Raw genomic sequence first — 9,610 nt, forward strand, 5'->3', positions numbered from 1 at the left:
CGCGCGGCCCTGTCCGCGACCGGGCCGGACTCCCTAGCTTGTCCACACCCGACGGGCCCCGTCGGTGACGACGCGCCCCGGGAGGACGCCATGGCGAACGATCCGTCGGACTACCTGGAGCGACGACGGCTGCGCACCGGGGCGGCGGGCTGGGTCCTGCTCGCCGGTCTCGGCGTCAGCTACGTCATCTCCGGCGACTACTCGGGATGGAACTTCGGTCTCGCCGAGGGCGGGTTCGGCGGGCTGCTGATCGCCGGCGTCGTCATCGCCGCCATGTACTTCGCGATGGTGCTGGGGATGGCCGAGCTGTCCTCGGCGCTGCCGGCGGCGGGCGGCGGCTACACCTTCGCCCGGCGCGCGCTCGGCCCGTGGGGCGGGTTCGCGACCGGCACCGCGATCCTCATCGAGTACGCGATCGCCCCGGCCGCCATCGCCACCTTCATCGGCGCCTACGTCGAGTCGCTCGGCCTGTTCGGCATCACCGACGGCTGGTGGGTCTACCTGGCCGCGTACGTGCTGTTCATCGGCATCCACATCGCCGGCGTGGGCGAGGCGCTCAAGGTCATGTTCGTGATCACCGCGATCGCCGTGGTCGGACTGCTGATCTTCGCCGTCGCCGCGGTGCCGCTGTTCGACGCGGGCAACCTCGTCGACATCCCGCCGACCGACGCCGCCGGCGCCTCGGCGTTCCTGCCGTTCGGCTGGCTGGGGATCTGGTCGGCGGTGCCGTTCGCGATCTGGTTCTTCCTCGCCCTGGAGGGCGTCCCGCTCGCGGCGGAGGAGGCCCGCGACCCGGAGCGCAACGTCCCCCGCGGGATCGTCGCGGCGATGCTCGTCCTGCTCGTCACCGGCGCGCTGGTGCTGGTGCTGGCGACCGGGGCGCTCGGCGCGCAGGCGCTCTCGGAGTCGGGCAACCCGCTGGTGGAGGCGCTCGGCGGGTCCACGGCGGGCGTCGTCGTCAACTACGTCGGTCTCGCCGGGCTCGTCGCCAGCTTCTTCTCGATCATCTACGCCTACTCCCGGCAGACCTTCGCGCTGTCGCGGGCCGGGTACCTGCCCCGGGCCCTGTCGGTGACCAACGGTCGCAAGGCCCCCACGCTCGCGCTCGTCGTGCCCGGCGTGATCGGGTTCCTGCTGTCGCTGACAGGGCAGGGCGCGGTGCTGCTCAACATGGCGGTGTTCGGGGCGGCACTGTCGTACGTGCTGATGATGGTCAGCCACATCGTGCTGCGCCGGAGCGCGCCGGAGATGCCCCGCCCGTACCGCACCCCGGGCGGGGTCGCGACGACCGGGTTCGCCCTGGTCGTCGCGGTGCTGGCGGTCGTCGCGACCTTCCTGGTCGACCCGGTCGCCGCCGGCGCGACCCTCGGCGCCTTCGCCCTGTTCATGCTGTACTTCGCGCTCTACTCACGACACCACCTGGTCGCCGCGGCACCCGACGAGGAGTTCGCCGCGCTGGCCCGCGCGGAGGAGGAGCTCACGTGACGGTCCGCCGGACCACGCTCGGGGGCCACACCCACGAGTTCGCCGACCTGCGCGCACTGCTGGCCGCGGCCACGCCACAACGGTCCGGGGACGTGCTTGCCGGGGTCGCTGCCCGCTCGGAACAGGAACGGGTCGCCGCCCAGACGGTGCTGGCCGACCTGCCGCTCGCCACCTTCCTCGACGAGCAGGTCGTCCCCTACGAGGACGACGAGGTGACCCGCCTGATCGTCGACTCGCACGACGCCGACGCGTTCGCCCCGGTCGCGTCGATGACCGTCGGCGAGTTCCGCGAGCACCTGCTCGACCCGGCCACCGACACCACCGCGCTCGCCCCCGGACTGACCCCGGAGATGGTCGCGGCGACCTCCAAGCTCATGCGACTGCAGGACCTGATCGCCGTCGGGCGGCGCACCCCGGTCGTCACCGCGTTCCGCTCGACGGTCGGGCTGCCCGGCACGATGGCGACCCGGCTGCAGCCCAACCACCCCACCGACGACCCCGCCGGGGTGACCGCCTCGATCGTCGACGGGCTGCTGCTCGGCTGCGGCGACGCCGTCATCGGCATCAACCCGGCGACGGACTCGCCGCAGCGCACCACCGACCTGCTGCACCTGATCGACGAGGTCCGCACCCGCTACGACATCCCCACCCAGTCCTGCGTGCTCGCCCACGTCACGACCTCGATCGAGATCATGGAACGCGGCGCCCCGGTCGACCTGGTGTTCCAGTCGATCGCCGGGACCGAGGCCGCGAACACCGGGTTCGGGGTGACCCTGGCGATGCTGCGGGAGGCGCACTCCGCCGCGCTGTCGCTGGACCGCGGCACCGTCGGCACGCAGTGCATGTACTTCGAGACCGGCCAGGGGTCCGCGCTGTCCGCCGACGCCCACCACGGCGTCGACCAGCAGACGCTGGAGGTCCGCGCCTACGCCGTGGCGCGGGCGTTCGACCCGCTGCTGGTCAACACCGTCGTCGGGTTCATCGGGCCGGAGTACCTGCTCGACGGCAAGCAGATCACCCGCGCCGGGCTGGAGGACCACATGTGCGGGAAGCTGCTCGGCGTCCCGATGGGTGTCGACGTCTGCTACACCAACCACGCCGAGGCCGACGCCGACGACACCGACGCGCTGCTCACCCTGCTCGGCGCGGCGGGCTGCTCGTTCGTCATCTGCGTGCCCGGCGGCGACGACGTGATGCTGCACTACCAGTCGCTGTCCTTCCACGACGCGCTCTACGCCCGCCAGGTGCTCGGGCTGCGTCCCGCGCCGGAGTTCGAGGCGTGGCTGACCACGATGGACATGCTCGACGGCGACGGGCGGCTGCGGGACCTGCCCGCGGGCGCCGTCCGGACCCTGACCGCGGGTGTCCGGTGAGCGACCCGCTCGACGTGCTGCGCGCCTCCACCCGGGCCCGGGTGGCGCTCGGCCGCGCCGGGGACGCCCTGCCGACCGCGCGGCTGCTGGAGCTGCGCGCCGCGCACGCCGCCGCCCGCGACGCCGTGCACACCCCGCTCGACGTCGACGCGCTCGCCGAGCGGATCACCGGGCTGGGGGTGTCCACGCTGCACGCCGCGGGCGCGCCCGCCGACCGCACCGAGTACCTGACCCGGCCCGACCTGGGCCGCCGCCTCGCCGCGGGCACCGAGCTGCCCCGCGGCGACCACGACGTGGCGCTCGTCGTCGCCGACGGGCTCTCGCCGCGGGCGGTCGCCGAGCACGCCCCGGGGATGCTCGCCGAGATCCTGGAACGGCTCGACGGCTGGCGGGTGGCCCCGGTCGTGATCGCCACCCAGGCCCGGGTCGCGCTCGGCGACGAGATCGCTTCCGCCCTCGGCGCCCGGCACGTCGTCGTGCTCGTCGGGGAGCGGCCGGGGATGAGCTCGGTGGACTCGCTGGGGCTGTACTTCACCTACGACGCCCACCGCGGGCGCCGCGACTCCGAGCGCAACTGCATCTCCAACGTCCGCCCGCCGCACGGCACCGGCTACGCCGCCGCGGCGACCACCCTGGCGCTGCTGATGAGCGAGGCGCGGCGGCTGAAGCTGTCCGGGGTCGCGCTCAAGGCCGATCCGGCGCTGCCGCCGGGCTGAGCGGCCCGCAGCGGGCGCCCCCGCGGCCGGCCGGGGTGGCCCCGGTCGTACCCGGTCCGGCCGCGACCGGCGGTGCGCCGGCCAGCTCCGCCAGCCCGCGCAGGACCGGACGCAGCTCGGCCAGGGTCAGCCGGGCGGGCTGGACGTGGCAGAGCAGGTCGGTGGCGTAGGGCAGGCAGGGATCCGCCTCCAGTGCGGCGCGCACCTCGGGGCCGGTGCCGGCGTGGACGTTCCCGGCAGCGAACCAGGCCGCCGGATCGTGTCCGCGCCGGGCGACGTGCGGCGCGAGCAGCGCGTGCACGGCCGCGCGCGAGGAGCCGGGAAGCACCGGCCGGGACAGCCCGACCCGGGCACCCCCGGCGGCGCGGAACCGGGCCAGCAGCCCGGCGGAGCGTCGGTCGTCGGGTCCGGCCGGGCCGGAGCGACGCCCCGACAGCAGCCCCAGGCCGTGGCGCGCGGCGGTGTCGACGCCCTCGGGGGACGAGGTCGCCAGCCACAGCCGCTCCCGCAGACCCGGTGCCCGCGGGGTGACGGCCGGCCCGGTGCCGGTGAGCGCGTCCAGGGCGGCGCCCAGACGGGCGTACCGCTGCGCCGGGGCGGCGCCGAACGCCTCGGCGACGCCCGGGTCGGACCCGGCGCCCAGTCCCAGCTCGAGCCGGCCACCGCTGAGCACGTCGACGGTGGCCGCGTCCTCGGCGAGGCGCAGCGGGTGCTCCAGCGACGCCACGACGACGGCGGTGCCCAGCCGGATCCGCGAGGTGGCTGCGGCGACCGCGGCCAGGACCACCAGCGGTGAGGACGCGTGCCCCTGCTGGGCGCCGAGATGGTGCTGGGCCAGCCAGAACGACGCGAACCCCAGCTCCTCGGCGAGCACCGCGAGGCCGACGGTGTCGGCCAGCTCGGACGCCGCGTCGCGCGGGCCGGCCGCGTGGGTGAGCACGCCCCATCTCACACCGGACACTATGGACATCTGACGAGGTTTTCATACATTGAGGTGTTCTCAGTAGCGGGTTGATCATGTCGTGCGGTCGTACTCGGTGTGGAGTAGTACGAGCGCAGCTGCGGTGATCGCGCCGGTGCGCCAGGGACATAGCGTGACTCGCCGCAACGCGGCGAAGGTGGTCTTGAGCAGGGCGTTTCCGCGTTCGGCCAGAGCACGAAGGGCTGAGTGCAGGGTGTTGACGGTGCGCTGGTTGACCGTCTGCCCGCGGCCGGGGGCGAGTTTGATGGGCACGGTGAGCCGGTCGGCTTCGCCTTCGTAGCCCAGATCGCCCAGCGCGGCGTGGGTGTCGTCGGTGAACGCGGCCAGGCCCTCGAGCAGCCCGGGGTGGGTACGGGCGCAGCGGGTGTCGTGCTCGCGGCCCGGCCGCACGTCGCTGGTCCATAGCGGCCATCCATCAGGTGCGGTGAGGACCTGGATGTTCCCGCCGTGGCGGCGGTGCTTGCCCGACCACCACAGGTCGACCCCGGGGGTGAGGCCGAGCGCGCGGCACCGGTCGGTGGCGATCAGGGTGCCGTCGAGATTCACGTGGGTGTGCCCGGCTGTGCGGGCGGCGAGCAGGGCTCCGTGCAGGCCGGGTGCGGCCGCGGCGAGGACGTCGATGCCTTCGTGCAGGTAACGGCAGGCCGTTGCAGTGCTGATCGCGTTGTCACCGGCCGAACATCGGACCCGGGTAGCATCACAGAACCAGCGGATCACCAGCACTGCCTGGGCGAACGGGGTCAACGCCCGCCGCCGGGTGCCACGTCGACGGCGTTGAAGGACCAGGAGCCGCGCCAGATAGGCCACGGTGCGCTCCCCGATCGGGAGGACAGCGGTGTAGGTGACAGGATCAGACATGCAGGACCTCGGTGACGGTGTCGATCTGTGCTCGACCGAACCGATCTACCGGGGTCCTGCCCCGTTCCCGCTCATCTCACCACCCTCGGCGTGTCGCCACGACCTGCCACCCCGCTACTGAGAACACCTCATTGGGTCGGTGCCCCCACCCCGTCTGCGCGTCGTCGGCGCCGCCCTGTCCCTGCTGCTGCTCGCCGGGTGCGGCGCCGCCGTCACCGACGCCCCGGCCGGTGGGGCGCCGGCCGCGGGGTTCCCGGTCGTCGACGACAACTGCGGCGTGACCACGACCTACACCGCGCCGCCCACCCGGGCGGTCACCCTGACCTCGAACGCCACCGAGCTGCTGCTGGAGCTCGGGGTGGAGCGGTCGATGGTCGGGACGGCGTACCTGAGGAACCGGCAGATCGGCGAGCGCTACGCCGCGGCGTACGCGACGGTGCCGGTGCTCGCGCCGGGCCAGCCGTCGCTGGAGCAGCTGCTCGCCGCCGAGCCCGACTTCGTCTACTCCGGCTACCCCGACGGATTCTCCGAGTCCAGCGGACACACCCGTGCGCGGCTCGCCGAGCTGGGCATCGACAGCCACCTCAACCCCGAGTCGTGCCGGGAGGGGCGTTCGGGCTTCGAGGACCTGTTCGGCGAGACGACCCGGATCGGCGCGATCTTCGGGGTGCCGGAGCGGGCCGAGCGCAGCGTCGAGGGCATGCGGGCCCGGCTCGACGCCGTCGCGGCGCAGCTCGGGACCGTCGATCCGGTGCCGGTGTTCGTCTACAACAGCGGCACCGACGCGCCCCGCACCGCGGGCGGCCGGGCGCTGCTCACCGACATGATCGAGCGTGCCGGGGGGCGCAACGTGTTCGCCGACCTCGACCAGCGCTGGGGCGAGGTGTCCTGGGAGCAGGTCGTACGCCGCGCCCCCGCCGTCGTCCTCATCTACGACTACCTCGACCCGAGCGTCGAGTCGAAGATCGCGACGCTGCGCGCGACGCCGGCACTCGCCGGACTGCCCGCTCTGGCCGGTCCGTTCCCGACGGTCCCGCTGTCGGAGGCCCAGCCCGGGCCGCGCTCGGTCGACGCCGTCGAGCGGCTGGCCCGCGAGCTGCACCCCGACCGGTTCCGGTGACCGGGCGCGCGCGGCTCCTCGCGGTGCTGCGCCCGGACGGGCCGCTCCCCGATCCCGCGCCGGCCCGCGGCGCCGGTCGTGGCGCGGGCCGCGACGGCGGGCGCGGCCGGGTGCCGACGGCGACGGCGGTCGCCGTCCTGGCGGTGCTGCTGGTGCTCGCCGCCGGTCTCGCGCTCACCACGGGCTCGGTGCACGTGCCCTGGTCGGTGACCTGGCGGATCCTCGCCCACCGGGTCGGCGGCACCGCCTGGGTGCCCGACCCGGACTGGTCGCGGGCCGACGACCTGATCATCGCCGACACCCGGTTGCCCCGGGTGCTGCTCGCCGGGCTGGTCGGCGCGGCGCTGACGGTGGCCGGGATGGTGCTGCAGGCCGTGGTGCGCAACCCGCTGGCCGGGCCGGGCGTCATCGGCGTCTCCGCGGGCGCGGCGACGGGCGCGGTGGTCGTGATGCGGTTCGGGCTGCTCGGCGCGGGCGCGCTCACCCTCAACGTGGCCGCGTTCGCCGGGGCGCTGCTGACCCTCGCCGTGGTGCTGGTGATCGCCCGCTCCGGCGGGCGGATCACCGTCCTGCGGCTGATCCTCGGCGGTGTCGCGGTCGGGTCGGTGCTGTCGGCGCTGACCGGCCTGCTGGTGCTGACCGCGCCCAGCCCCACGCTGGCGTCGCAGGTGCTGTTCTGGACCCTCGGCGGGTTCGGCGCCGCCCGCTGGGACGTGCTGGTGGTGCCGGCGGTCGTCCTCGGCGCCGGGGTCGTGGTGCTCGTGTCGCGGGCGCGTGACCTGGACCTGCTGCTGGCCGGCGACGAGAGCGCGGGCGCCCTCGGACTGGACGTGCACCGGTTCCGGCAGGCGATGTTCGTCGTCGTCGCCGTGCTGGTCGCGGTGACGGTCGCGGTGAGCGGGGTGATCGGCTTCGTGGGGCTGATGCTGCCGCACGTCGTCCGGTTCCTCGTCGGGTCCGGTCACCGGCGGGGCCTGCCGGTCGCGGTGCTGGTCGGCGCACTGTTCACGGTGCTGGCGGACCTGGTCGCGCGGACCGTCGTCATCCCCGAGGAGCTGCCGGTCGGGATCGTCACGGCGCTGGTCGGCGGCCCGTTCTTCGTGTGGTTGCTGCGCCGCGACGGGCGCCGGGAGGGTGCGCGGTGACCCCGCTGGAGATCGACGACGTGCACGTCGTCGCCGGGGCGGCCACGCTGGTCGCCGGGGTCTCGCTGACCGTCGGCGCGGGCGAGGTCGTCGGGCTGCTCGGCCCGAACGGCAGCGGCAAGTCCTCGCTGCTGCGCACCGTCTACCGCGTCGGGGTGCCGTCGTCGGGGACGGTCCTGGTCGAGGGGACCGACGTGCGGCGGGCCCCGGCGCGGTGGGTGGCCCAGCGGGTCGGCGTGGTCCTGCAGGACATGCCCTCGGACTTCCCGCTGACCGTGCGCGAGGTCGTCGCGATGGGGCGCTCGCCGCACAAGCGCCCGCTCGCCGCCGACGACCCGGTCGACGACGCCCTGGTCACCGCCGCCCTGGAGCTGCTGGAGCTCTCCCGCCTCGCCGGACGCCGCTTCGCCACGTTGTCCGGCGGTGAGCGGCAGCGCGCACTGGTCGCGCGGGCACTGGTCGGGCGCCCGGCGCTGCTGGTGATGGACGAGCCGACCAACCACCTCGACGTCCGCCACCAGCTGGAGCTGCTGGCGCTGGTGCGCGAGCTGGGCCTGCCCACGCTGGTGGCCCTGCACGACCTGAACCTGGCCGCGCGCTACTGCGACCGGCTGTGCCTGCTCGACGCCGGCCGGGCCGTGGCCACGGGGACACCCGCGCAGGTGCTGACCCCGGAGCGGATCGCCGCGGTCTACGGCGTCACCGCGACGGTGCTGGCGCACCCGTCGGCGGACTGTCCGCTGATCGTGCTGTCCCCCTGAGTACGGTCCGCCCGCGTCGGGTGGGTCCCACCCGGCGCGGGCGCCACGACGTCGGGCCGGGAACGGCCCGCCTCAGCCCCGCACCCGCGGCTGCACGTCGGTGGGCCAGTCGTCGCCGCCCGCTCCCGCCCGCGCCTCCTGCCGGGTGCTGCCGTCCCGCGACGGCCCGGCGAGCTGCGCGGTCGCGTCGACATCGGCGTACTGCTCCCGGATCGCCTCCTGCGCCGACGGCGGCAGCTCGTGCAACATCTCCATCACCCGCTCCCGGCGACGGTGCACCGCCTTCCGGTCCGGCATCCCCGTCGAGGCCACCAACTGCGGCTTCATCGGCGGACGACCCTCCAGCTCACCCGCCTCCTCCATCTCCCGGGCAGCCTGCGCAGCGTCCTTCTCCTCCGACATCCCGATCGGACCCTCACGACGACCGTTCAGGAACTGCGCCACCACCGGCTCGTCCGAGGTCAACAACACCTCCCGCGGACCGAACATCGCCAGATGCTTGCGATACAGCAGACCGATGTTGTCCGGCACCGTCGGCGCCGAGTTGATGTCATGGGTCACGATCAGGAACGTCGAATCCGTCATCGCGTTCAGATCGATGATCAACTGGTTCAGATACGCCGTACGCACCGGATCCAGACCCGAGTCCGGCTCATCGAACAAAATGATCTTCGGATCCAGCACCAACGCCCGCGCCAACCCCGCACGCTTGCGCATACCACCCGAGATCTCCCCCGGCAACTTCCCCTCCGCACCCACCAGACCGACCATGTCGATCTTCTCCATGACGATGTCCCGGATCGCCGACTCCGACTTACGCGTGTGCTCCCGCAACGGGAACGCGATGTTGTCGAACAAGTTCATCGACCCGAACAACGCACCGTCCTGGAACAACACCCCGAACAGCTTCCGGATCTCGTACAGCTCCGACTCCGAGCACTTGCACAGATCCACACCCTCGATGACGATCGATCCCCGCTCAGGCTTCAGCAGCCCGATCAGCGACTTCAGGAACACCGACTTGCCGGTACCCGACGGCCCGAGCAACACCGACACCTCGCCCGCGGGCAGGGTCAGGCTCACGTCCGACCAGATGTTGACCCGACCGAAGGACTTCGTCAGCCCCTCGACCTTCACTTCGACGCCCGTCATCTCGTGGCCTCTCGACTC

Annotated in this window: 9 protein-coding genes; 6 read left to right on the plus strand and 3 right to left on the minus strand. The window is 73.6% G+C overall.

What is annotated here, in order from left to right; all coding sequences use genetic code 11:
- Positions 1-90 precede the first annotated feature (90 nt).
- Genes eat through eutC form a run of 3 tightly spaced genes read left to right on the plus strand, consistent with a single transcriptional unit; the run spans position 91 to position 3,574 of the window.
- Positions 91-1,485 carry an ethanolamine permease gene (gene eat, locus Ae505Ps2_RS27440; protein ID WP_075311001.1) on the plus strand — a complete coding sequence of 465 codons (1,395 nt, stop codon included), beginning with the start codon at positions 91-93 and terminating at the stop codon, positions 1,483-1,485.
- Complete coding sequence (locus tag Ae505Ps2_RS27445; RefSeq protein WP_075310999.1) at positions 1,482-2,858, plus strand: ethanolamine ammonia-lyase subunit EutB; 1,377 nt, start codon at positions 1,482-1,484, stop codon at positions 2,856-2,858. Before eat ends, Ae505Ps2_RS27445 begins: the two co-directional genes overlap by 4 nt.
- Positions 2,855-3,574: an ethanolamine ammonia-lyase subunit EutC gene (gene eutC, locus Ae505Ps2_RS27450; protein WP_075310997.1), complete on the plus strand. Its 720-nt coding sequence runs from the start codon at positions 2,855-2,857 to the stop codon at positions 3,572-3,574. Before Ae505Ps2_RS27445 ends, eutC begins: the two co-directional genes overlap by 4 nt.
- On the opposite strand, the gene Ae505Ps2_RS27455 is transcribed toward eutC, so the two are convergent.
- Together Ae505Ps2_RS27455 and Ae505Ps2_RS27460 are read right to left on the minus strand one after the other, a co-directional pair.
- On the minus strand, positions 3,543-4,526 hold the full coding sequence (locus Ae505Ps2_RS27455) for an LLM class flavin-dependent oxidoreductase (protein ID WP_170917093.1): 984 nt from the start codon (positions 4,524-4,526) through the stop codon (positions 3,543-3,545). The genes eutC and Ae505Ps2_RS27455 overlap by 32 nt on opposite strands.
- A 63-nt stretch (positions 4,527-4,589) precedes the next feature.
- Complete coding sequence (locus Ae505Ps2_RS27460; RefSeq protein ID WP_075553479.1) at positions 4,590-5,414, minus strand: transposase family protein; 825 nt, start codon at positions 5,412-5,414, stop codon at positions 4,590-4,592.
- Positions 5,415-5,553: 139 nt separating this feature from the next.
- On the opposite strand from Ae505Ps2_RS27460, the gene Ae505Ps2_RS27465 reads away from it, so the two are divergent.
- The 3 genes from Ae505Ps2_RS27465 to Ae505Ps2_RS27475 are packed head-to-tail and all read left to right on the plus strand — an operon-like array spanning position 5,554 to position 8,440.
- Positions 5,554-6,534 carry an ABC transporter substrate-binding protein gene (locus tag Ae505Ps2_RS27465; RefSeq protein ID WP_233147626.1) on the plus strand — a complete coding sequence of 327 codons (981 nt, stop codon included), beginning with the start codon at positions 5,554-5,556 and terminating at the stop codon, positions 6,532-6,534.
- Positions 6,531-7,679 (plus strand): iron ABC transporter permease, encoded by a 1,149-nt coding sequence (locus Ae505Ps2_RS27470; RefSeq protein WP_075554124.1) that lies wholly within the window; start codon positions 6,531-6,533, stop codon positions 7,677-7,679. The genes Ae505Ps2_RS27465 and Ae505Ps2_RS27470 overlap by 4 nt, the downstream gene beginning before the upstream one ends.
- On the plus strand, positions 7,676-8,440 hold the full coding sequence (locus tag Ae505Ps2_RS27475) for an ABC transporter ATP-binding protein (protein ID WP_075310991.1): 765 nt from the start codon (positions 7,676-7,678) through the stop codon (positions 8,438-8,440). The genes Ae505Ps2_RS27470 and Ae505Ps2_RS27475 overlap by 4 nt, the downstream gene beginning before the upstream one ends.
- Before the next feature lie 72 nt (positions 8,441-8,512).
- Here Ae505Ps2_RS27475 and Ae505Ps2_RS27480 read toward each other — a convergent pair whose 3' ends face one another.
- Entirely contained in the window at positions 8,513-9,592 is a 1,080-nt protein-coding gene (locus Ae505Ps2_RS27480; RefSeq protein WP_075554125.1) for an ATP-binding cassette domain-containing protein, read from the minus strand.
- Positions 9,593-9,610: the final 18 nt, after the last annotated feature.

Origin of the sequence: Pseudonocardia sp. Ae505_Ps2 (assembly GCF_001932425.1) — a bacterium.
Lineage (GTDB): Bacteria > Actinomycetota > Actinomycetes > Mycobacteriales > Pseudonocardiaceae > Pseudonocardia.